This window comes from Pseudomonas sp. TJI-51, assembly GCF_000190455.2.
GTDB classification, from domain to species: Bacteria; Pseudomonadota; Gammaproteobacteria; order Pseudomonadales; family Pseudomonadaceae; genus Aquipseudomonas; species Aquipseudomonas juntendi.
Genome location: NZ_AEWE02000001.1, coordinates 1 through 20479, shown reverse-complemented (window position 1 = coordinate 20479; position 20479 = coordinate 1). Strand labels below are relative to the sequence as shown.

The following is a 20479-nucleotide window of genomic DNA, read 5'->3' as shown; positions in this document are numbered from 1 at the left end:
GAACTTTTTATGCAGCCTCTCGAAATTCTTCAAGGGCGCAGTCGATCCATGCAACGCCAGCCTTGATGATCTCCCGGGCCTTGCGCTCAGACATGCCCGCCTCCCGGCCGACCCTCATTGCCGGATGCTTGTAACCGTAGTAGGCCCACACGAAGTCACCCATTTGCTGGTTACGCTTCACCAACCTGGCCACGGCGCCGTCCACCACCAGGGCCAGATCGTCCGTTATCACATGCTGTCGTGCGCCGCCCACAGATGGGACGTTGTCCCGCATGAGCGCGTAGAGCGGCGACACATAGCGCGGCACTCCCATCTCACACATACGCCAGAACCCCCACTGCTCGAGCAAGTACTCGGTATCGCCCAGCGCCTTGTCCACGTAGGTTCGTTTCTTCATGCAGCCCTCCGGGGCGTTGGGTCGGTATCCAGGCCGAACAGCTCGCACAGGAGCTGGTGGGCCGCTTTGCTCTTCGCGCCGCCCTGGATGATCCAAGCCTTGGCATATTGCTCAAAGCCCTGCACGGCTCTCGATCCGTGCCAGTCAGCCACGATGTCCATCAGGGCGGCCGACCCCATGCGTCCATTGGGCTTGTCCAGCATCATGCGGTTGCCCTTCTTCAGGAACTCTCGCTCTACGGGGGTCAGATTCTTGCGCGGCATGACCGCGATAGCGTCACTCATGGCCAACTCCTGGGTTGAATTCTTGATCGTGCATCCTCCCTTGGGATGGATGCTGTGAGGTGCTGCAACCCGCGCCGGTAGTGGCGCCAACGGCTACAGGCCCGGTTTTCTGTCCCGGCAATGTCTCGGTGTGAATGGTGGCGAATCCCTGCCCGTCGAGGTGCTTGTGCCAGGCCTCCAGCGCTTGGCGTTTCAGCCCTTCGGCCGTGGTATGGATGTAGGTGGCGTCGAGGTCTTTCATGGCGTGGTTCAGCAGCAGCTCGCCCACCATGTAGTCCACCCCGAGGTCGGTCCATGCCGTGCGGGCCACCTTGCGCAGGTCGTGGCTCGACCACTCGCCCTTGGCCAGATCAGTGAACAAGGTGTTGGCCTTGCTCGGACTCAGCGGTGCCCCGTGGCTGCCCGGGAACAGCAGCAGGCCGGTGTAACCCTGGGCAGCCTGCAAGCGCTGGTACCGGCGCAGCAGTGCGCAGGCCTGGGTGGTCAGCGGCAGCGTGTGCTCGGCCTTGGTCTTGGTGTCCACAGCCGGGATGAACCAGCGCCCCGCCTCGAGGTTGACGTTGCGCCAGCGCGCCAGCCGGGTCTCACCCAGACGGGAGCCGTGGCACAGCATCATCAGGGCCAGCATGCAGCCCGCCGGCTCCACGTCGAAGCGCTCGGCCACCACAACCAGCAGGCCTGGCACGTCATCGCCACGCAGGCGCGCTGGCCGTGGCCTGATCCGCGTCCGCACGAAGTCGGTGAACTTCAGCGAGGCCATGGGGTTGGCTGGCAGCATGTCCAGGCGCAGGGCTTGGCGGAACGCCACCGACAGCACCCCATACACCGAACGCACGAAGGACAGTGCATAGCGCTCCTGCATCGGCCACATCAGGCGCTGGTCGATCGCCTGCTTGTTGGTCTCGGCCAGCGGCAGGTCACCCAGTCGCGGCACCAGGTGGCGATCAAGCGCCGACTTGGCGCTGGCCTTGCGCTTGGCCGACAGGCCCCGGTCACGGTTCATCCGGTCGCGGTACCAGGCCAGCACATCGCCCACCGTAGCCCAGTTGGTGGTCGTCGACTTGGCGTCGGCATCGGCAGCCCGGCGCGCCAGGATGGCCGGCAGCGTGGCCAGCATGGTCTTGGTGTTGATCCCCGGGTAATCGCCAGCCTTGCCCCAGCGCCCGCGCACCACGACGTGCCAAGCACCACGGGAGCGGTCCACGGTCGAGAACCGAAAGCGCAGTTCCCGGTGACGGGTATCGCGCAGCTGGAAGACTTCGCCGGCGGCGTGCCGGCGGATCTCCGCGTCACTGAGGGTCACGGTGAGGGTCTTGGTGTCACTCATGCCTCCCTCCTCGGCCACAGGTTCAGCCCTTTCTGATCGCCGGCGTCGTAGCAGGCACGGGCCTTGGCGTGGCGGTTATTCCAGCTCTCCACGGCAATCCGCATCACATCCACCACCTGCAGGTCATACAGATGCTCGAAGTTGCCCAGGGTCAGAGTGTCGATGTTCGGTCCTTGGGCGCCGCAGTCATGGCACCAGACGTGCGCCGAGATGATCGGGAACTCGTCGGCCGGGTCGAAGCGGTTATCCTGGGCAATCTCGGTACCGGCCTCGTCGCGGGCAGTGATGCACGGCGGGCCTTCGCAGAACGGACAGGGCACCATCTTGATTGGCTCGATCATTGGCCTCCCCCCTTGTAGCGCTGGGCATAGCTGCCGCGACCGGCCTCAACCTCGTCGTCGCTGGGCAGCGAGCCGGAGAAGTTGGCAAATCGCCCATACTGGCCTTCCTGCTGCACGATGCAGCTGCCCACACGCGCGTGACGGCACTTGGTCATCAGGATTTCGGTGAGGCCGTTCTGGCCCTCTTCCGTGTCCATGTCACGGTGCACCATCAGGATGCAGCTGGCGTCAGCCTCGATCTCGCCGGAGTCACGCAAGTCGCTGGACTGGGGCTTCTTGCCGGGGCGCTTGGTCGAGTCGCGGTTCAGCTGGGCCAGCTCAATAACCGGGATACCCATTTCCTTGGCCAGCTGGAGCAGGGCCTTGCTGATCTTGCCCACCTCCTCAGTGCGAGAACGGCCGCCGCGCTCAAGGCGAACCAGAGTCAGGTAATCGACAACGATCCCGGCCAGGCCATGCTCGCGCTGGCACTGCCGTGCTGTGGCGCGAATGGTGGCCGGGGTCTGCACTGGGTCGTCGCAGACAAAGAGAGGGGCATCCAGCGCCTGGGCCACCGCTCCGCCCATGCGCGCCCAATCGTCATCGCCCATCTTGGCGGGGTTATCCAGCTTATGCAGCGCAACCCCACCCAGCGAAGCGATGGCGCGAAGCCCCAGTTCTTCACCCGGCATTTCGATGGAGAACACCAACCACGGCTTCCGCACCTTGACGGCGTTGTGCTGGGCGATCTGCAGGGCCAGGGTGGTTTTGCCGCTACCCGGCAGCCCAGCGATCACGGTTACTTTCTTCGGGCGGATGCCCTGGACCAGCTCATCCAGATCTCCCAGGCCAGTGGCCGGCCAAGCCGGGGCATTGCCGTTCAGCTTGTCATCCACCATCTGGGCCGCGTCACCCATCCAAGCGTCCAGGCGCTTGTAGCCCTTGGTTTCGCCGTCGAGATCTCGAAGGTCAGCCATAGCCTGCTGGGCTGCAGCGATGACCTCGCCCGTGGGGACGCCAGCCTGCACCATCTCTTGTGCCCCGCCAGCCACGTCCAGAATGCGGCGGATCACGCCCCACTCCTTGACGTGCTTGGCGTAGGCCTTCCAGTTGGCCAGTGAAGGAACCTTGCTGGCCAGTTCAGCGGCATAGGCCATTACGTTGTCGCCACCCGGGAGCAGGCGCTGAACCGCACCCAAGGTCACCGGGTCGATGGGCATAGCTTGATCGCGGCACTCCAGCATGGCCTCGAACAAGGCCGCATTGTCGGCGTGGTAGAAGTCGGCCGAGGTCATCTGGCCAAGCATGTCCTCGACCAGGCCTGCGTCCTGCTGCAGCGAAGCATGAATGACCGCGCCAAGCACACCGTGCTCGGCCTCGTCGCTGTAGAGTGCCCTCATGCCGCCGCCCTCATCGACGACCAAGTGAAACCAACCTGCTGACCACCGTTCTGCCGCAAGCGGTCGAGGGCACGATCACCAATGTAGGACTTGAGGCCCTCGGCATTCAGGTTGCTGATCACCACGGTCGGCAGTACCGCCTGGTAACGGCGGTCGATGATGCTGTGCAGCAAGCCCAGCTCGTACTCGCTGCCCTTCTGGGCGCCGACCTCGTCGATCACCAGTAGATCCAGGCTGCCAAGGTGGACCGCTACATCGCGGTCGGTGTAGCCCGAGCCGGGCACCATCGAGGCGCGGGCGATACTCACGATGTCCCCGGCCGGGATGATCAGCGCACGGCATTGATCGGCCGCCACCGTGCGGACGATAGCGCTGGCCAGGTGAGTCTTACCGCAACCGACGTTGCCGGTCAGCAGCAGGGACCGGCCCGCCCGGAAGTTGGCCGGGAACTGCTCGGCATAAGCCTGGCACTTGGCCAGAGCCCTGTGCTGCGGCTCCGTCTCGGCGCGGTAGCTGTCGAAGGTGGCGCCAGCAAAGCGCGGGGTGATCCCGGCAGCGATCAGCGCTTCGCTGGCTTTCTCGACCTTGTGCTGGGCAGTGGCCAGGGCGCGTTCTGCCGAGTCGCGGGGGCTGGTATGCAAGGCCTCCCAAGCGCAGCGCTTGCAGCCACGCGCCAGCATCGAGCCGTCCAGCTGCTCGACTTCGCTCATATCGACGCGGCCATGCACCGGGCACTCGCCGGAGATGATGCGTTTGGCCGGGGCGCGGTGGAACAGATCAGAAATTTGGGCGGCCATCGTGGCTCTCCTGGTACATGTCATCGGTGTGATGCGGGAGGTTGTTGAAGGCACCACCTTGAGCAGTCGCGCCGGCGGGCTGCAGAACGTCGTGCCAGCGCTCGCCGTTGAGCCAGGTCGAGGCCATTGGGATGTACTGGCCGTTGTCCTTGGTCCAATCACGCGACACGCAGTGCTGGGCTAGAGCTGTGATCATCACGGCCTGAAGCTCAGCTTCCGGGCTGAGCTTGTTCCATGCCTTCAGTGCGTCTTTGCGGCTCTTCTTTTTCGGGTACAACTTCCAGAACTGCTCGAACCCGTCTGCCACCGAAGTGCACATAGGTTTAGGTTCCTTGACTGGTTCAGAAAGGTGACTGGTTCTGGGGGCAGCTGCCGCCCCACCCCCTGGGTTTTCTGCCGCCCCAGGTGGGTTTTCTGCCGCCCTACCCCATAGGGCATCTGCCGCCCCACCCCAAAGGTTCAAGTGGAAGACGTTGGACTGGTTCAACTCACCGTTGCGTCGGAACTCCCGGCGCACCAGGCCAGCTTTCTCCAGCTCGCGGATGTGTGTTTTCACGGTCGAGCGCGCGATCTCGCATTGATCGGCGATGTGCTGATACGACGGCCAGCACTCGCCTTGATCGCTGGCGTTGTCCGCCAGTTTGATCAGTACCAGCTTGCGCAGCGGGTTGCCGACCTTGGTCTTCATGGCCTTGACCATCAATTCCATGCTCATGGGTCAAATCTCCAACTCAGCGGTAATCCGCTGGACAAACTGGTCGTAGGGTTCAGCTATGGCGATTCCCTGCTCTTCCAAAGCGGCTCGATGTGCTTTGGCTGTGCTGTAAACCACCCACCGTTCGCGTTCAGTCAAATGTCGAGCCCCGGCGTAGCTGGGCCATGGACACATCACCACAGACTTGGCAGGGTCTGGCTCAGTCGCTGAGGCCAGCCCGTCCTGATCGATTGCGAGCCGTTCAAGGAACGCCTGATTCACCTGTTCCCGGAGCTCAAGGGCCGGGAATCCGGTTAGTCGCCGAACCAGAACCCGCAAAGCCCACTGAGCCATGAGCACTTCAAACTTGGCTTCGCGTAGGGAGTCTTCCTCTGCCTCATCCGAGAAGAAGATTTCCTCAGCCAAGTCGCAGTGGGTCCAGGCCCGGTACGCGAGCTGATCGTTGGTCAATGGTTCGAAGTACGCCTCATTGATCACCACCGGATCAGTTGGCTTCCGCCCAAACATCTGGATCACGTTGTCGGTCATTGCGGCAACCTCGGGTTGATCTTGAATCGCCCCTGCGGGATCTCCGGGTGGGTTGCACGCTCGGAAGTGACGTACGCGCATTGCTCTACGAACTGGTCAAATCGGCGCGTGATCGCCGGCTTGGGCCAGATCGCGAACGGCTGGCCCCCTTCTTCGGAATGACGACTGCGCACCATGGCAAACGGCAGCGGGGCCCCTGACACCTCACGCATCACCGCGTTGACCACCCAGGCTGGAAGGCCATGGCGATTGTTGATGCGTTCGCGAATCGTGGTGATGGTCTCGAAGCCGCTGGGCACGGAGTCGAGATAACGGACCTGCTCCAGCCGGCTGGTGCGGTCCTCCACCTGAGCCAGAGCCTGCTGCTGCTCCGCCTGCTTCCGCTCAATCGCCACCAGGTGGTTTGCACTGGCAGCGATCAGCTCGGCCTGGGTCATGGGCCGGGGCGCAGACCCTTCCATCTCTTTGAGTTTTTCAGTGACGCGACGCCGGACAGATTTTGACTCGCGCATTCCAACCAGAAGGCATTGGTCGCGAGTCAGGTCGTAACAGTCCATCAGCGCCCCGCTTTGGGGGTGTGCAATTTTTCTGCATACCCCCAGTTCACCTTCAAGCTCGTCCTCGATCTTGGCTATTAGCTGATCGTTGCGGATCTTCGGCTCGCCAGCCTGCTCACGAGCATCGTTGATCAGATCGCGCAGCTGCGTGCTGGGCATGGTGCTGTCAGTTGAGATGGACAGATTCATTCAGCACCTCCCACATGCTTTGCGTCATGGAAGGCGGCTGCGTTGCGGTGCGGGTACAGGAAATTTCGAGTGTCGAAGACGACACGCTCAAACAGACGCTCAAGCTCGCCAGTTACAGGATTATCGAAGCCCCCGAGTGAAGGCACGACATGCGCCCAGTACAGAGCTTTGATCAACTTGAATGACTCGCGGGCTTCGTTGAAGCGTGCGATTTCGGCGGCGGTGAGGGTTACGTCCTGGACGATCTCGCCGGCAACTGAGATCGGCATCAGTTGGGTGCGCACGGTTAGCATGCATCACCTCCCGCTCCACGGACTGGAGAGGTAGATTTCTGGGGCGCGCGCCCTTCGAGGTCGATAATCGACAACCCGGTACCACCGTAGTTGTTGAGGTGACCTTCAAAGCCGAGCAATTTGTGATTGGTAGCCTGGCAATCACCGACCCAACGGTCGTAATCCACATGGCGTCCGACCTCCTGATCCGCCACCCAGCCCGGCAACTGGCCGTGGAGGCGCATCTCTGAAAGGTAGGTCCACCAACGACTGGCATGGTTTCGCTCGGCAATCAGCAATCCGACGACGACTGCGCGCTGGTCTTGGGTGAAGATCGCGGCAAGACCGCCGTCAAGCTGGCAAACACCAGTTAAAGCTGGCGGATGTTGATTTGGAGTTTCGTCGGTGGTATTTTTTGGGTGCATGAAATCGTCTCCAAGTGACGAAGATTCAAGAAGGTCCCCTGCAAGGGACTGGTTAAAGGCCCGCCTGCGAAGCGGGCTTTTTGTTGCCTGGTAAAAAGTCAGCCAGACAGCAAAAACAGGGATGGGCAGACCCTCATCGCTGGACCGCCCGGATACTGGATGGTTGAACAGCCACTTCAGTTGACTCTGCAAGACCGAAGATCGAGGACATAATTAGCTCAAGGTCGGCACGCGGTCTGTCTACGGCGCCGCTGCAAGGGAACGACTTGAGCTCGAACGCCTCAAGGCGTCCGCCAGCTCGCGAACGAACTAGAATTTGTCGGCCACTCCTGATGGCTTTGCTGATAGCAGCTTGGCTAGTGCCAAGTTTCTTTGCGGCTTCTTCCTGGCCATGCTGACCAACGAAATCCGCCAACTGAACTGGTGTCATGGACTCACCTGAGAACGGCTTACTGCACAAAAGATAACCGCCGGTAGTAGAAATGTCCACACTTGTAGTTTTTGACCTGCATAACCATCGGTTCTAGGATGAACGCATGAAAAAACGAGCCCTTACCCCAGAACAAGCCGAAGAGTGCGCCAAGCTCAAAGAGACGTTTCTCTCTCGGAGAAACCGAAAGGTCACCCAGGGAGCAATAGCGACCGAGCTTGAGATCAGCCAAGCAGCGGTTAGCCATTACCTGAACGGATACAATCCTCTTAACGCTCGCACGGCCGCAGTCTTTGCAAAGATGCTTGAGGTGCCGGTATCCCATTTCAGCCCTCGCCTAGCGAAGGAAATTGCGTACACCACCGAGGCAGCTCGTATCGGTGAAGTCGCATCTGCGGAAGACAGCAATATCAAACTCACTGCTCAGCCATCCATGTCTTATCGTTACCCAGTAATCAGCTGGGTAGCAGCTGGCGACTGGGCCGAGGCCGTTGAACCTTTCCCGCCCGGCTTCGCAGACAGGTATGAGGTTTCGGATTACGAAGCCAAAGGCGCTGCGTTCTGGCTCGAGGTCAAAGGTGACTCAATGACTGCGCCGAGCGGTGTCAGCATTCCAGAGGGTATGATGATTCTGGTGGACACTGATGCTGACGCCAGCTCGGGGAAGCTCGTAGTTGCAAAGCTAACCGACAGCAATGAAGCGACTTTCAAGAAGCTGATCGAAGACGCCGGCCGCAGATTCCTGAAGCCTCTCAACCCCGATTACCCGATGCTCCAGGTGAATGGAAATTGCAAGATCATTGGCGTCGTGGTTCGAGCCATGCTGAGGCTCTGACAGCATTTCCCATAAGTAAATGGCCCGCAAAAGCGGGCTTTTTATTGGCCTCAGAAAAAATTATAACCATTGGTATTGACCAACAAATATAACCGCTAGTATCTTCTGCTCATTGCCACCACGCATGGAGCAGCCGACATGACTACGAACACCATCACCTTGTCTGGATTTACAGGATTACTAGGCTGCGGAGCAGCTCCGCGTGAGCTGGAGTGCCTGTTAGCCATCGCTGGCGGCGCTTCGGGCAAAGAAGCTGCTCGGGCATTGGGCATCAGCGAGGATGGCGTCAAGAAGCGCCTGATCGCCCTCGGCACGAAATGGGGTGTCACCCGTCGCGCCGCGCTGGTGGCTGAGGCATTCAAGCGTGGCGTCATCAGTCCGGCCGTAACCGCACTGGTGCTGATCATGGCCATCCACGGCATGATCGGAGACGACCAGGCAATGCGTGTTCGTCGTGGCGGCAACAGCGGCGAACGGAAGATAGAAACCCGTATAGCAACCCGGCGCGCTGAGTGCGCCTTGGCGGTGGCGTGACGCTACCCGCCTGACCCAACCCCGATTTTGCGAAAGCCAACAAACGCGGCAGGCCACCGGCTTGCCTGAAGAAAGCTCCACAACCCAAGAGGAAAGACCCATGTTCGGTATTGGAAAGAAACTGTTCGGCGCCAAGCGCGCAGTCAAGAAACTGGAAAGCCGTGACTTGATGCAAGCCATCGTCGGCGGCTGCCTACTGGTCGCGGCGGCTGACGGCGAGATCAGCAAGAACGAGGCGGCTCAGATCGACATTCAGATCCGGGCAAACAAGAACCTGGAGCACTTCGGCCAAGAGATCACCACCACCGTGAACCTCTTCACCGAACAACTGCAGGCCGGGTTCCGCCTGGGGCGCATGAACATCATGCGCGAGATCGCGGACATCAAGAACAACCCTCTCGATGCGGAGGAGGTGTTCGTGAACATGATCACCGTTGCCGAGGGCGACGGAAACATCAGCCCCGAAGAACTCAAGGTCCTGGCCGAAGTTGGTGTGCAGCTGGGCTTGCGCCCCAAAGACTTCGGTATCGAGGCTTGAAGCGCAAGCATATAGGTCTGGGCGCGGTTGTAGGACTTGCCCTGTGCGCGCTCGCAATCGCCGCTGTTGTGAACTAGGGGTCGTGCCAATGGTACGGCTACCAGACCGAACGGCACACCAAGTTCGCGCCCTACGTCGGCTGCATGGTGAAAACCACCGGCGGCTGGGTACCACGCAACGAGCTGCGCACAACGCAATGAATGGAGGGGCGGCAATCGTCGCCCTCCCCCACAAGGAGTTCTGATTATGTTGATCCTCACCCGCCGCGTAGGCGAAACCATCCGCATCAACAACGATATCGCTGTCACCATTCTCGGCGTAAAAGGTATGCAAACCCGCGTCGGGGTCGGAGCCCCGGCCGGTGTATCCGTGCATCGACAGGAAATCTTCGAGCGCATTCTCGCCCAGGGCGATCATCTCCCCTCCACCTCTCAAAGCTCAGAGGCTGCGCCGGTCGATCCTCGCGACCTGTTCATTGCCGCAAATCCGATCGGCGCCAGCGAGACCGAACTGGAAAAAGGTCCGGTGAGCGGCTTCGTCGACGACCGCACCCACGGTGACTATTTGATTTTCTTGGCCGGCTTCCGGGCCGCCACCGGAGGTGAGCATGTCGGCGCCTGAGCGTATCACCCTGGTGCTGCGCGCCAGCGAAGCGGCGCCACTCACGAGCATCCTGCCGTTCACCAAGCTGGGTGATCTGGTCTCAGCTGGCCGAGGGCTGGCGGTAATCGCCGGCGCAAGCGAGGGGGACCTGCAGGCCAAGCTGGAAGAGCGTGATACCCAGCTGCAGGAAGCCGACACACTGCTGCGGGAAGCAATCGCCTACATCAACGACGACCTAGTCAACGTCGAGTATCGCGACATGCTTCTCGCCCGGATCGACAAGCTCCTTGATCGTGACCAGGCGCAGCATACGGAAAAGCCACGGGAGCAGGATCCATGAGCCAGGCCGGCCTGCTCCTGCTGCTGTGGGATGCCCTGCAGCACCGTCAAACCACCTTTGGCCAAGTGCTCGACCTGTCCACCGCTTGTGGCCTGGACGGTCGCCGGGTGCTGGCCGACCATTTTCGGAGGCTGCCATGATCAAGCACCGAGCAATCAACCCGGCTGCCCTCCCCGCCATCGGCCAGCCTCTGGGCGGTGGCTTCTACGCCGGGCGCCTGTTCTTCGCCGGAGCCGAGCACGCGGTCATCGACTCCGGGCGCGGGTTCGAGAGCCAGGCACAGTGGCAGGACCAGTCAGGCCCAAGAATCACCGTTAAGGGCGCCCAGTGCCGCCACGACGGTTACGCCAACACCCTGGCCATGGCCGAATCCGGCAGCGCAATCGCCCGCAAGGTCCTGGGCATGACCATCCGTGGCCAGCGGGGCTGGCACCTGCCGAGCATCGAGCAACTGCAGGTCATGCGGGCCAACCTGCTGCAACTGGAAGACTGGGGCCGGTACTGGACCATGCAACGTGAAGGCGGGCCAACGCAGGCCTTTACTAAGGCGGAATACTGGTCCAGCACGCAGAACGCCTCCGGCAGCTCCTGGTGCCTGCACATGCTCCCTTGGTGCGTGCCGGCTACCAACTGGGCAACCAAGTGCAAGGGCATTCGCCCGGTGCGCACACTGCTGATCAGCCAGGATGCTTTTGTGCACGCGCCGTCGACAGACACGCCACTCACCGAGGCTGATCTGCGCGGCCTGGCCAACCAGCAGGCAGTAGCCACCGTGCTCGAGCGGTTCGTGAACGAGGACACCGGCAAATTCTACGGACGCACGGACGCATTGGTGGCTGAGCTGGCGGCACTGGCAACGGCTGTCGTGACAGATCGGCGTGACAACCAGAACCTGGCGCGTCAGGTGGAGTAGATCAATGCGCTACATGACCGTCAGAAAGTTTGCCAGCGAGTCTGGCTACACCGAGGACGCGATCCGCTCAAAGATCCGCGACGGGATCTGGCGGCTTGGTGAAATTTGGCTAAAGGCGCCGGATGGCCGGACGCTTATTGACATGGAAGGGTATGAATCATGGGTAGAGGCGGGAGCGGGGTCAGGGCAGTCTCAGACTCGAGCATCGAGATCACGTTCATGTTCCGGGGTGTTAGGTGCCGCGAGCGCGTCGCGCTCAAGCCCACCGCCACTAATCTGAAGAAGGCGCAGCAACACAAGGCGGCGATCGAGCACGCGATCGCCCAAGGGACGTTCGACTATGCCGTCACGTTCCCTGGATCTCCCCGGGGCGCCAAGTTTGCACCGGAAACCAGCCAGGAAACCGTGGGTGGGTTTCTTACCAGATGGCTGGCCGCCAAGCAGAAGCACATATCGAGTAGTACGTTCGAGGGCTACAGGAAGATCGTCGAGCTTCGACTGGTGCCCGCGCTCGGTCATCATCTGGTGCTGGACTTCAAACGGAAGCTGGTACGCGACTGGCTGGATGGCCTGCAGGTAGGCAACAAGACACTGAGCAATATCCAGAGTTGTCTCAGGTCGGCCTTGAATGACGCCGTAGATGAAGAGCTGCTAGACGTGAACCCGCTGGCAGGCTGGACTTACACTCGTAAAGAGGCGCCGCCCCGGGATGATGATGTGGACCCGTTCTCGCCCGAAGAGCAGCAGGCAATTCTGGCGGCCTTGACCGGTCAGGCGCGAAACATGATGCAGTTCGCACTGTGGACCGGCCTGCGCACCAGCGAACTGGTGGCGCTGGATTGGGGTGATGTGGACTGGGTGCGGGGGGAAGTGATGATCAGCCGGGCAATGACCCAGGCTGCTGGTGGGGTGGCTGAGGTGACGAAGACTGCTGCGGGCCGGCGGTCGGTAAAGCTGCTGGGCCCCGCTCTGGAAGCGCTGACGGCGCAGAAGGCACACACGTTCCTGGCTGATGCAGAGGTCTTCCAAAACCCGCGGACGCTTGAGCGCTGGGCAGGAGATCAACCGATCCGCAAGACGATGTGGCACCCAGCAATGAAGAAGGCCGGCGTTCGGTACCGGCGCCCCTACCAGACTCGGCACACCTACGCTTCGATGATGCTTTCGGCAGGAGAACACCCGATGTGGGTGGCGAAGCAAATGGGGCATACTGATTGGACCATGATTGCCCGCGTCTATGGTCGATGGATGCCATCGGCAGATGTGGATGCAGGTTTCAAAGCCGAGAAATTTTGGTCATCAGTTAAAGCGAACGAAGGGATTAAGCATGTTGGAGCAAAGCCTGGAGACTAAGGATATTTTCTATGCCATCTCCAATTTTTATCCGGAACTAAACGTATCCATTAGGTTTATTAGTAAACAATCATTCAGTAAGACACCAGAAGAAAACTTGCTAGAAGCTGGAATCGAATTTGATTCGATACTGCGCTTCAAAGACCAATCTATCCAGTCCCTGGAGGGCAACGGATATACAATGGTCAATGCCGGAGGGTTTGCCACCAACTATGTGAGGAACGGCACAGTAGGAACCGCCGTCTTTCTCGGCCAAGAACCAGCTGGTGTTACAGAAGCTGAAGCTCCTAATATTTACTGGGCTTTGCAAACTATTCTGCTTCATCACGAGCTGATGCATGCCAAAGACCTGTATTTACAAAAAAACTTTGACAGCTCAGATATGAGCGTAAACTTAGTTAAAGCTGAAATCTACGCAGATGTGGCGACTTTGCGATTTTTTGAAAAGCATAAGAAATCCGGCGGAGACACCTACAGAAACCTATATGCAGCAGGGATCGTGGGGCGAGAAGGCACTGGAATCTATAAGCAGATTTTCAAAGGAATCACCAAGAGCTTTCCCGAGGCTCAGTTGCGAGCCTGGGCGTCCATGAGCGTGATACCGCCCATCAAATGACAGCTTTATGGCAGCCTTAACGCTGAGGCATGCGTAAATACTAGGATAGACGGGGGTTCAAATCCCCCCGGCTCCACCAAATGATCAATCAAAGACGTCCACGGACGTCTTTTTTTGTGCCTGAAACTCAGCAAATACGGGGCTTTCAGCGCCATGGCGATCCAATAGCGTCCAGCAGCATCTATGTTTTCGTGTATTCCACGTGGTATTCCAAGCACTCAGCTGGTATTTTTTGGAATACACAACCAGCTTTGGAATACATCATGGGTGCCCAAGCTACTCGCCTCTCTGACCTCAAAGTCAAAACCGCCAAGCCTAGTGAAAAGGACTACACACTAACTGATGGCAACGGCCTCCAGATGCGAGTGAGAAGCAATGGCTCTAAGCTGTGGAATTTTAACTATATCCATCCCGTAACGAAGAAACGGATAAACATGGGTCTAGGAACTTTCCCTGAAGTGAGCCTGGCTCAGGCGCGCAAGCGAACCGTCGAGGCTAGGGAGCTTGTTGCCCAAGGAGTCGATCCGAAGGAACAGCGCAACGCTAACCGTCAGGCGAAAAAAGCCGCGACCGAACATACCTTTCAGAACATCGCGACGGCTTGGTATGAGCTGAAAAAGGACTCGGTGACACAGGCCTACGCTGAGGACATCTGGCGCTCCCTCACGCTACACATCTTCCCTGATTTGGGCACCACTCCGATCTCAGCCATCAACGCCCCTCAGGTTATCAACTTGCTCCGACCACTCGAAACCAAGGGCAGCCTTGAGACTGTGAAGCGGCTGACGCAGCGACTCAACGAGATCATGACCTACGGGGTCAACTCGGGACTGATTCACGCGAACCCCCTTAGCGGCATCCGCTCCGTCTTCAAGAAACCGAAAAAGAAAAACATGCCGGCACTACCCCCCGATGAGCTGAAAGAGCTCATGGTGGCAATAGCCAATGCCAGCATAAAAAGAACAACCCGCTGCCTGATCGAATGGCAGCTCCACACCATGACTCGACCAATCGAGGCAGCAACCACCCGCTGGGCAGATATCGACATCGAGAAGAAGATCTGGACGATCCCTGCGGAGCGTATGAAGAAGCGCCGCACGCACATTGTCCCGCTCACGGAGCAGGCTCTCGCGCTCCTGGAAGCTATCAAACCTTACAGTGGACATCGGGAGTATGTGTTCCCCGCAGACCGAAACCCCCGCACCCACTGCAACAGCCAGACCGCCAACATGGCGCTGAAACGAATGGGCTTCGAGGGACGCCTGGTCAGCCACGGCATGCGCTCGATGGGTAGCACCATCCTCAACGAGCATGGCTGGGATCCCGAGTTGATCGAGGTAGCACTGGCCCACGTCGATAAAGACGAGGTTCGCAGTGCCTACAACCGTGCGGACTACATCGAGCGGAGACGCCCGATGATGACCTGGTGGAGTGAGCACATCCAGGGAGCAGCAACGGGCAATCTGTCGGTATCAGCTATCCAGGAGAATAGGGACAAAAAAGTCGTTTCGATACGTTGACCAACAAACACTGCCCAAAAGTAGTCGTTTGCAATAGACAAATAACTACTATTCGCAAACATTTGCACGGAATACGGATGTGCCGGATTTAGCCCGATAGCACGCCGCTATTGGAGACCCGTCATTTCTTTAAGGACCCTCTACATCAGGGTTGACCGGCGCACCTTTGTTACCTATCGGATTAGCTAAGGTATTGTCTCTACCTCGTCTATGGTAAACCAGTTGCTTTCCTTGATTCTATCAAGTGCCGCTGCTGGGTCGGACGACCAGAGCACCAGGGCAAGCGACTCCTGAGCGCGGCTGCAGGTTACGTAAAACAACCGCAAGGTGCGGTCGATAGTCGTTTCTTTGCCCTGCTCTGCGTTCTCTTTGTCCCGCTTGCTAAGCTCCACACCACCAAAAATCTTGTCGTAGGAAATAAGGAAACCACCAGCAAGAGCATCATCCATAACAACCATGACGTGCATAAACTCAGAACCTTTCACCACCTGATGCGTTGCAAGAACTGAATTCCCGGCGAGGTAAGTTCGGTAAAGTCTGAGTTGACTCCAAGGTGCGGCGAACAGCGCACACCACCCACGCCGCATCCTGGCCTGTTTGGATTCCTCTTCCCCCCGGCCCGGTGCCGGAAGAGGTGGCGACTTGTCCGCATATGCTTCCGAGAGGCGATGATCGACTTCAAATAAGTGTGCGCTCAAGACTGGTGCGAGCACTTCTGCAATAGTTGAGTTTGAATTGCCGCAGGCGGTGGCAAATGCAGTGATGGCATTCAGCATCTCCTCCACGCGACTCGCTCGTGAGACACATTCCTCCGGTAGGTTGTCGAGGCGTCCATACCGACGAAATACCTCTGTGACCTTTAACTCGTTTACGGCACCGTCAATATCTACGCATGCTTCAAGCTGAGCAAGCTCGTTTAGGAGAACCTGCACTGCAGAAGGCCCCTTGTTATCACCACTGCCAGAAGGCGCTGCGGCGTCAGGATCTAGCAGGACCATAGCCTCATACACATCGAGAAATGAGCCACGAGTGGCGACGAGCTTGTGCTCCAGCGCGAGCAACTGATACTGGCCTTGATACCACGCGGCGTCCCCAGTGGCTCCGTGCATCCGATCTGAGCACCAACGTTCACCGATCACTTTGTTCTCCGGAGAACGCGAAGTATCCCCCACGAAGATCCGAACCACTCCTCCGGCCTTTTCAGTTCTAGGATGCTGCTCCACACCGTTTATAGGCTGCGTCCGGCCATCAAGCTCAGCTTCCCAAACTCTGTTAATGAGAGTGACGATTCGGCGCTGGCTGCGATGGTTCATCTGCAGCTCTGGCGTTGCCCAGTTTTGCGGGACAAGACTTGAAAGATCGGCGTGCCCGTGCGCATAAATGCGTTGCCGGTGATCACCGAGCAGCCCAAGAGTCAAGTCGCTCCCTTCCTGCTCTGCAAGCCCCATCAAAGCGTCCAGCATGCCTTTCATTGTGTCCTGCGACTCATCAATAAGAATTATGGGGTGGCGGTCCTTGAGAATGGTTTGGAGCGTAAGTTTATTTCGGAGCAGCCACGCTGTCGCGTCGAGGACATAGTTGTGCGCAAGTGCGCCGGGGCCGTACGTGTTGCGATCAGGATGGTAGATGAACACTTCGGTCGCTCTAAAGGCCTCGATATCATCCTTGATTTCGTCAAGATCTCGCTGTTTAGCTGGCGTAATGCCTCTCGGCTTGGCTTGCGCCTCGGCAGTTTCTTTCGCAAGTTGAGCTTCTTTAACGGCAACAAGTGCTTCTCGAATATCATCGTTGAAGCCGCTGATGAGCTCCCAACAAAATGAGTGGATCGTCGATACGCAGACTAAGTCGTTGTCGCCGAGGCGTCCGTTGATGACCGAGACGGCATTCTTGGTATATGTCACCACCCTAATCGAGCGCCCGTACATTCGCAGACGCCGTGCTAACTTATTGCCTTTATCGTGTTCGATGACGCCGGTAAGTCGCCGAAGAACTTCAACCAGAGTACGAGTTTTACCGGAACCGGCACCCGCAAAAAGGAAATAGCTGCGCGGCGGTTCTTCCGTAAGGTAGCCACAGATTTCATCAACTACGCCGGCATCGCGATCGTTGCCAAGGGTCGGAACCGCAGTCATGGCACCAACTCCGGGTTGGGATCCAATTGTTTTTGAAGCCATTCTAAGGCATCCGCAATGTACTTAGGGCAAGCAATTGGTTCGGCCGCCGCAATCATCTCAAAGATGCTTGCAGCGAAGTCTCCTTTATTGAATGAGCCGTGCATGAGTTTGTGTAGAGATGCGACCAAATCCGAAATATTTTCATGGTCGGCAACGCGTCGAGCTACGGAGCCGAGTGCGCCTTTGGGCGGCTTAATTTTGTTGCCATAGCCGTCGACCTTCTCATCCATAAGACCTTTGAACCAAGGAATGTTCTTGAGAATAAGTGAGTCTTCAAAGGTGCTAGGCCAATGGTCGCCCGCTTCAGCCACGGGCAGTTGCCAGGCGAAGCGCACTAAACATTCAGAGACTTCGCTCCAAACAAGTTGTACCTCTACTGGGTTTTTGAAATCTTCGAGCTGCTGCAGTTTCGGATGCCAACCGCGCAGCGTCGGGTTCCCGCATTGCAGCCCGGCTTGGCCAGTATTAGCCACTGCAACTAGAGTGGTGGTCGGCTCACCATCCTTCGTCGGCTTCCCAGCTTTCTCCTCAACGGGGTCGACGTCGGTGATGATGACCGTGGGAATGCGAAGCTTTTCCACGAGAGGCTTAAGCCGATGAGCGTGACTACCGCCGATGTCTAGGAACGACAGATAGCGGCTGTTGAGAACTTCAAAATCTCGTTCGATGAAAAGCGGGACCAGCATGCGCTCAGCAACGCCTTCAACGAAGATTGCAGCATTGGCAAACAAAAGGTCAGTATGCTGAACGCGGAAATACCGCTCTGCGAATTGACGGGTCTTTTGGTCATCACCGAAAATTTTCCCAAGATTAACCACCTCAGTGGTCGGCATGGGATTTTCTGCGCTCTTTGCTATGCGACGGACGTATCGTAATCGATCAAAACTCTCTGCGTGCGCGAGATGGCTGGAGTGAGTACTGATAATTAACTGGCTTTTAAGTCCTGACGCTTCTTTTTCGTTCGGGCTGATCAGCTTGTGAGCCTTATCTGGGAAGATACGCTGCACTTGAACATGAAGATGCGCCTCAGGCTCCTCAACCAATACTAGATGAACGGGTACCGGGGCACCTTTTTCAGGCTTGAGTCGAGCCGCTTTGAAAGAAACCAGTTGATAGCTGAGCGATTGGAGATTTTGGTATCCAAGGCCTATGGAGTACTCGGGAAGAAGCTCTTCTAGTGAGTCCTTCTGCATGCTGTATTGGACTGCAGTACCATGGTCGAGCAAATCAGCTGTCTGTATGCGCGTGCGGAAGCGAATTTCTTGGGGATCGTGCAGCCCTGGGTATCCGAGTTCTCTGACCTCTTCCACCGACGGAGCGATCGCCTCGTGAATTTTCTTGTCCAGTTCCTGCTGTGCCTCCGCGACCGCCTTAATAAGGTCTGCGCGATGCCCATGACCTGTTGTAGCAATATTTAGGTGTTGTCGAGCAAACTTGAGAAGTTGATTGGAGAACATGCCGACACGATGGGGGCCAGAAGCAGATCGAGAATCAGCTTCCTCACCTCCAAGACCCCGCTGCGCTGCTACGAAGTCAACATGTATCAATTTCTGTAGATTTTTGCGCTCAATTGGACTGGCGTCTGCCGGCAGAGTCTGAGCGGCATAGGTCTCGAGCCCGTCCAGTGGATTTTTGTCTGCATCTAATTTGTATGCTCGGACTTGACCCAACCTTTGTGGCTCGCGCAACCAAAAGTCGAGGAGGTCAATGGGCCAGGCAAGCGAATCCGCCCCCATATCCTTCACCGGCAGTCGCGCGGTGTGGTATGCCCAAGCCAGCTGCTTCAACTCGTCAACGCTTGCAGCGGGCTCCAGACGCAACCGTACCCCAACGGCCCCTCCTTTCCAGCTGAATTTTGAGAGAAACGGGGCGACATAGTGGAACATGCCAGCCTCCGCATCGAACCATAGGTCCAACGTCGGCATAGCCGAGTGAATGACTCCAAGCTGCTCGATCCATTGCTCTTCGGATCCAATCACTGTCGACGGGTTTTCCTTCAGCAATTCCCAAGCTTTACCAAGCGCTCGCAACTTCGGCCACTGCGACAGACTGATATCGAAAGCGCCGAAGCGAGAGCCATCTGAAAGGAAGTGGCGTAGCGCTGCAAGAACCGATGTTTTGCCGCTATTGTTGGCTCCGACAAGAATAGTAGTTTTCTTATCGATATCTAGCTGGACCTTGCCAAGCCGCCGGAACTGACAAAGCTCTAGGAGTCGAAGGGTGATGCTTCCAGCTACCGGCGTGGCGACAACCGCTTCTGGCATTTTGGTTCCTCTCAATCCATGGGGGCACACCAATTCAGAACAATATATCTGTTCGTCCACTCTTGGCCGACTGTAGCTCACTGCGCCTTAGTAAGCTGCTGAAAAACGGCCATTCGATTCGAAAAAAACTCAGCCCTACATAACAGCAGCGACATTCCTACCAATGAGGTTCTCACCATGTCATTGCAGTGCCCTCGCTGTAACTCCCCCAAGATCGCTTCCTTCCATCACGCCATGAAAGTCGGTGCAGCTATTGGCACTGTAGGCGGTGTTGCGCGTGGCGTCAGCGCAGCCTGGACCGGTGGGCAGGCCGGCGCAGCCATCGGCGCGCTCGCCGGGCCGGTCGGTATCACACTCGGCTCAGTGTCGGGCGCCATCCTCGGCGGTCTGGCGGGTGGCGTCGGTGGATGCGCGCTCGGCGCTCAACTCGGCGAGTCGCTCGACCGCCACGTTCTGGCCCACAACCTTTGCCTGCTCTGCGGTCATCGCTTCAACCTGCCGACCTGATCCAGCGCTGTTCCCATCCATTCATCTAGTCGGTGCTGCGCCTCGCTCAGCGCTTTATACCGATTTGCACCTAAAGGAATCACTCACATGGCACATCTCGTCGAAACCATGGCCTACGCTGGCGCTACCCCGTGGCATGGCCTGGGCAATCAGCTCACGCAAAAGCAACCCATCGAAGTCTGGCAACGCGAAGCCGGCATGGACTGGCAGATCCTCGAAAGCCCCGTGCATTTCAAATCGAATGCCGTCGGCCACCTGGGCGCGATCCACTCCTTCCCCGAGCAAAAGGTGCTCTACCGCTCCGACAGCAAGGCGCCGCTGTCGGTGGTCTCACAGCGTTACCACACCGTGCAGCCCCGGGAAGTGCTCGAATTTTATCGTGACCTCACCGAGGTTTCCGGCTACGAGTTGGAAACGGCTGGCGTACTCAAGGGCGGTCGCAAGTTCTGGGCGCTGGCGCGTACCGGGCAAGGCGCGGCGCTCAAGGGCAACGACCAGGTGAATGGTTATCTGCTGCTGGCGACGTCCTGCGACGGCACCCTGGCCACCACCGCCACTCCGACCACCGTACGGGTGGTGTGCAATAACACCCTGACCATCGCCCTGGACGGCACCAGTCGGGCGATCAAGGTGCCGCACAA

Annotated in this window: 25 protein-coding genes and 1 pseudogene; 12 read left to right on the top strand and 14 right to left on the bottom strand. The window is 58.4% G+C overall.

Annotated features, from left to right (window positions below; translation table 11 throughout):
• Positions 1–7 precede the first annotated feature (7 nt).
• The 12 genes from G1E_RS00120 to G1E_RS27140 are packed head-to-tail and all read right to left on the bottom strand — an operon-like array spanning position 8 to position 7641.
• On the bottom strand, positions 8–397 hold the full coding sequence (locus G1E_RS00120; protein ID WP_009685281.1) for an antiterminator Q family protein: 390 nt from the start codon (positions 395–397) through the stop codon (positions 8–10).
• Complete coding sequence (locus G1E_RS00115; protein ID WP_009685280.1) at positions 394–681, bottom strand: hypothetical protein; 288 nt, start codon at positions 679–681, stop codon at positions 394–396. The genes G1E_RS00120 and G1E_RS00115 overlap by 4 nt, the downstream gene beginning before the upstream one ends.
• Positions 674–2008, bottom strand: a complete 1335-nt coding sequence (locus tag G1E_RS00110; protein WP_009685279.1) for a site-specific integrase — start codon at positions 2006–2008, stop codon at positions 674–676. Before G1E_RS00110 ends, G1E_RS00115 begins: the two co-directional genes overlap by 8 nt.
• Positions 2005–2349, bottom strand: a complete 345-nt coding sequence (locus G1E_RS00105) for a Lar family restriction alleviation protein (protein ID WP_009685278.1) — start codon at positions 2347–2349, stop codon at positions 2005–2007. The genes G1E_RS00110 and G1E_RS00105 overlap by 4 nt, the downstream gene beginning before the upstream one ends.
• Positions 2346–3728 carry a DnaB-like helicase C-terminal domain-containing protein gene (locus tag G1E_RS00100; RefSeq protein ID WP_009685277.1) on the bottom strand — a complete coding sequence of 461 codons (1383 nt, stop codon included), beginning with the start codon at positions 3726–3728 and terminating at the stop codon, positions 2346–2348. The genes G1E_RS00105 and G1E_RS00100 overlap by 4 nt, the downstream gene beginning before the upstream one ends.
• A complete protein-coding gene (locus G1E_RS00095) occupies positions 3725–4525 on the bottom strand; it encodes an ATP-binding protein (RefSeq protein ID WP_047149534.1) in 801 nt (266 codons plus the stop codon). The genes G1E_RS00100 and G1E_RS00095 overlap by 4 nt, the downstream gene beginning before the upstream one ends.
• A complete protein-coding gene (locus G1E_RS27020) occupies positions 4506–5240 on the bottom strand; it encodes a helix-turn-helix domain-containing protein (protein WP_009685274.1) in 735 nt (244 codons plus the stop codon). Before G1E_RS27020 ends, G1E_RS00095 begins: the two co-directional genes overlap by 20 nt.
• 3 nt (positions 5241–5243) lie before the next feature.
• Positions 5244–5768, bottom strand: coding sequence for a hypothetical protein (locus tag G1E_RS28550; RefSeq protein ID WP_009685273.1), 525 nt, complete (start codon positions 5766–5768; stop codon positions 5244–5246).
• Entirely contained in the window at positions 5765–6514 is a 750-nt protein-coding gene (locus G1E_RS28545; RefSeq protein ID WP_009685272.1) for a hypothetical protein, read from the bottom strand. The genes G1E_RS28550 and G1E_RS28545 overlap by 4 nt, the downstream gene beginning before the upstream one ends.
• A complete protein-coding gene (locus G1E_RS00075; RefSeq protein ID WP_009685271.1) occupies positions 6511–6807 on the bottom strand; it encodes a hypothetical protein in 297 nt (98 codons plus the stop codon). The genes G1E_RS28545 and G1E_RS00075 overlap by 4 nt, the downstream gene beginning before the upstream one ends.
• Entirely contained in the window at positions 6801–7403 is a 603-nt protein-coding gene (locus G1E_RS28170) for a hypothetical protein (RefSeq protein WP_157050325.1), read from the bottom strand. The genes G1E_RS00075 and G1E_RS28170 overlap by 7 nt, the downstream gene beginning before the upstream one ends.
• The gene (locus G1E_RS27140) at positions 7345–7641 is read right to left on the bottom strand and encodes a Cro/CI family transcriptional regulator (protein WP_084728172.1); all 297 of its coding nucleotides are present in this window, start codon (positions 7639–7641) and stop codon (positions 7345–7347) included. Before G1E_RS27140 ends, G1E_RS28170 begins: the two co-directional genes overlap by 59 nt.
• A gap of 106 nt (positions 7642–7747) precedes the next feature.
• On the opposite strand from G1E_RS27140, the gene G1E_RS00070 reads away from it, so the two are divergent.
• The 10 genes and pseudogenes from G1E_RS00070 (at position 7748) to G1E_RS00025 (ending at position 14893) form a co-directional block, all read left to right on the top strand.
• Positions 7748–8476, top strand: coding sequence for a LexA family transcriptional regulator (locus G1E_RS00070; RefSeq protein WP_009685268.1), 729 nt, complete (start codon positions 7748–7750; stop codon positions 8474–8476).
• Between the two features lie 138 nt (positions 8477–8614).
• Positions 8615–9010 (top strand): LuxR C-terminal-related transcriptional regulator, encoded by a 396-nt coding sequence (locus G1E_RS00065; RefSeq protein ID WP_033690898.1) that lies wholly within the window; start codon positions 8615–8617, stop codon positions 9008–9010.
• Positions 9011–9110: 100 nt separating this feature from the next.
• Positions 9111–9548 carry a tellurite resistance TerB family protein gene (locus G1E_RS00060; RefSeq protein WP_009685266.1) on the top strand — a complete coding sequence of 146 codons (438 nt, stop codon included), beginning with the start codon at positions 9111–9113 and terminating at the stop codon, positions 9546–9548.
• A 246-nt stretch (positions 9549–9794) separates the two neighbouring features.
• A pseudogene (gene csrA / locus G1E_RS29025) lies at positions 9795–9974 on the top strand (carbon storage regulator CsrA); the annotation flags it as partial.
• 181 nt (positions 9975–10155) lie between these two features.
• A complete protein-coding gene (locus G1E_RS00045; protein ID WP_009685264.1) occupies positions 10156–10491 on the top strand; it encodes a hypothetical protein in 336 nt (111 codons plus the stop codon).
• Positions 10488–10631 carry a hypothetical protein gene (locus tag G1E_RS28540; protein WP_009685263.1) on the top strand — a complete coding sequence of 48 codons (144 nt, stop codon included), beginning with the start codon at positions 10488–10490 and terminating at the stop codon, positions 10629–10631. Before G1E_RS00045 ends, G1E_RS28540 begins: the two co-directional genes overlap by 4 nt.
• Positions 10628–11404, top strand: a complete 777-nt coding sequence (locus tag G1E_RS00040; protein WP_009685262.1) for a hypothetical protein — start codon at positions 10628–10630, stop codon at positions 11402–11404. Before G1E_RS28540 ends, G1E_RS00040 begins: the two co-directional genes overlap by 4 nt.
• Positions 11405–11563: 159 nt before the next feature.
• The gene (locus G1E_RS00035; RefSeq protein ID WP_009685261.1) at positions 11564–12757 is read left to right on the top strand and encodes an Arm DNA-binding domain-containing protein; all 1194 of its coding nucleotides are present in this window, start codon (positions 11564–11566) and stop codon (positions 12755–12757) included.
• Entirely contained in the window at positions 12732–13373 is a 642-nt protein-coding gene (locus tag G1E_RS00030; protein ID WP_009685260.1) for a hypothetical protein, read from the top strand. The genes G1E_RS00035 and G1E_RS00030 overlap by 26 nt, the downstream gene beginning before the upstream one ends.
• A gap of 263 nt (positions 13374–13636) precedes the next feature.
• Positions 13637–14893, top strand: a complete 1257-nt coding sequence (locus G1E_RS00025; RefSeq protein ID WP_009685259.1) for an integrase domain-containing protein — start codon at positions 13637–13639, stop codon at positions 14891–14893.
• A gap of 185 nt (positions 14894–15078) precedes the next feature.
• On the opposite strand, the gene G1E_RS00020 is transcribed toward G1E_RS00025, so the two are convergent.
• Both G1E_RS00020 and G1E_RS00015 read right to left on the bottom strand, forming a co-directional pair.
• Positions 15079–17025 (bottom strand): UvrD-helicase domain-containing protein, encoded by a 1947-nt coding sequence (locus G1E_RS00020; protein ID WP_009685258.1) that lies wholly within the window; start codon positions 17023–17025, stop codon positions 15079–15081.
• Complete coding sequence (locus tag G1E_RS00015; protein ID WP_047149533.1) at positions 17022–19331, bottom strand: AAA family ATPase; 2310 nt, start codon at positions 19329–19331, stop codon at positions 17022–17024. The genes G1E_RS00020 and G1E_RS00015 overlap by 4 nt, the downstream gene beginning before the upstream one ends.
• A 177-nt stretch (positions 19332–19508) precedes the next feature.
• Here G1E_RS00015 and G1E_RS00010 point away from each other — a divergent pair, with 177 nt between their 5' ends.
• Both G1E_RS00010 and G1E_RS00005 read left to right on the top strand, forming a co-directional pair.
• Positions 19509–19838: a hypothetical protein gene (locus tag G1E_RS00010; protein WP_014003962.1), complete on the top strand. Its 330-nt coding sequence runs from the start codon at positions 19509–19511 to the stop codon at positions 19836–19838.
• A gap of 87 nt (positions 19839–19925) precedes the next feature.
• Positions 19926–20479, top strand: a 554-nt coding sequence (locus tag G1E_RS00005; protein WP_047149532.1) for a DUF932 domain-containing protein, incomplete at its 3' end; no start/stop codon positions are given.

Excerpts from the sequence above, each read along its gene's own strand:
- G1E_RS28550 (WP_009685273.1), bottom strand. The coding sequence starts at position 5,768 with ATGACCGACAACGTGATCCAGATGTTTGGGCGGAAGCCAACTGATCCG.
- G1E_RS00105 (WP_009685278.1), bottom strand. The coding sequence starts at position 2,349 with ATGATCGAGCCAATCAAGATGGTGCCCTGTCCGTTCTGCGAAGGCCCG.
- G1E_RS28540 (WP_009685263.1), top strand. The coding sequence starts at position 10,488 with ATGAGCCAGGCCGGCCTGCTCCTGCTGCTGTGGGATGCCCTGCAGCAC.
- G1E_RS00010 (WP_014003962.1), top strand. The coding sequence starts at position 19,509 with ATGTCATTGCAGTGCCCTCGCTGTAACTCCCCCAAGATCGCTTCCTTC.
- G1E_RS00030 (WP_009685260.1), top strand. The coding sequence starts at position 12,732 with ATGTTGGAGCAAAGCCTGGAGACTAAGGATATTTTCTATGCCATCTCC.
- G1E_RS00075 (WP_009685271.1), bottom strand. The coding sequence starts at position 6,807 with ATGCTAACCGTGCGCACCCAACTGATGCCGATCTCAGTTGCCGGCGAG.
- G1E_RS00060 (WP_009685266.1), top strand. The coding sequence starts at position 9,111 with ATGTTCGGTATTGGAAAGAAACTGTTCGGCGCCAAGCGCGCAGTCAAG.
- G1E_RS00025 (WP_009685259.1), top strand. The coding sequence starts at position 13,637 with ATGGGTGCCCAAGCTACTCGCCTCTCTGACCTCAAAGTCAAAACCGCC.
- G1E_RS28545 (WP_009685272.1), bottom strand. The coding sequence starts at position 6,514 with ATGAATCTGTCCATCTCAACTGACAGCACCATGCCCAGCACGCAGCTG.
- G1E_RS00045 (WP_009685264.1), top strand. The coding sequence starts at position 10,156 with ATGTCGGCGCCTGAGCGTATCACCCTGGTGCTGCGCGCCAGCGAAGCG.
- G1E_RS00020 (WP_009685258.1), bottom strand. The coding sequence starts at position 17,025 with ATGACTGCGGTTCCGACCCTTGGCAACGATCGCGATGCCGGCGTAGTT.
- G1E_RS00095 (WP_047149534.1), bottom strand. The coding sequence starts at position 4,525 with ATGGCCGCCCAAATTTCTGATCTGTTCCACCGCGCCCCGGCCAAACGC.
- G1E_RS00040 (WP_009685262.1), top strand. The coding sequence starts at position 10,628 with ATGATCAAGCACCGAGCAATCAACCCGGCTGCCCTCCCCGCCATCGGC.
- G1E_RS00065 (WP_033690898.1), top strand. The coding sequence starts at position 8,615 with ATGACTACGAACACCATCACCTTGTCTGGATTTACAGGATTACTAGGC.
- G1E_RS00070 (WP_009685268.1), top strand. The coding sequence starts at position 7,748 with ATGAAAAAACGAGCCCTTACCCCAGAACAAGCCGAAGAGTGCGCCAAG.
- G1E_RS00015 (WP_047149533.1), bottom strand. The coding sequence starts at position 19,331 with ATGCCAGAAGCGGTTGTCGCCACGCCGGTAGCTGGAAGCATCACCCTT.
- G1E_RS27140 (WP_084728172.1), bottom strand. The coding sequence starts at position 7,641 with ATGACACCAGTTCAGTTGGCGGATTTCGTTGGTCAGCATGGCCAGGAA.
- G1E_RS27020 (WP_009685274.1), bottom strand. The coding sequence starts at position 5,240 with ATGAGCATGGAATTGATGGTCAAGGCCATGAAGACCAAGGTCGGCAAC.
- G1E_RS00110 (WP_009685279.1), bottom strand. The coding sequence starts at position 2,008 with ATGAGTGACACCAAGACCCTCACCGTGACCCTCAGTGACGCGGAGATC.
- G1E_RS00120 (WP_009685281.1), bottom strand. The coding sequence starts at position 397 with ATGAAGAAACGAACCTACGTGGACAAGGCGCTGGGCGATACCGAGTAC.
- G1E_RS00100 (WP_009685277.1), bottom strand. The coding sequence starts at position 3,728 with ATGAGGGCACTCTACAGCGACGAGGCCGAGCACGGTGTGCTTGGCGCG.
- G1E_RS00035 (WP_009685261.1), top strand. The coding sequence starts at position 11,564 with ATGGGTAGAGGCGGGAGCGGGGTCAGGGCAGTCTCAGACTCGAGCATC.
- G1E_RS00115 (WP_009685280.1), bottom strand. The coding sequence starts at position 681 with ATGAGTGACGCTATCGCGGTCATGCCGCGCAAGAATCTGACCCCCGTA.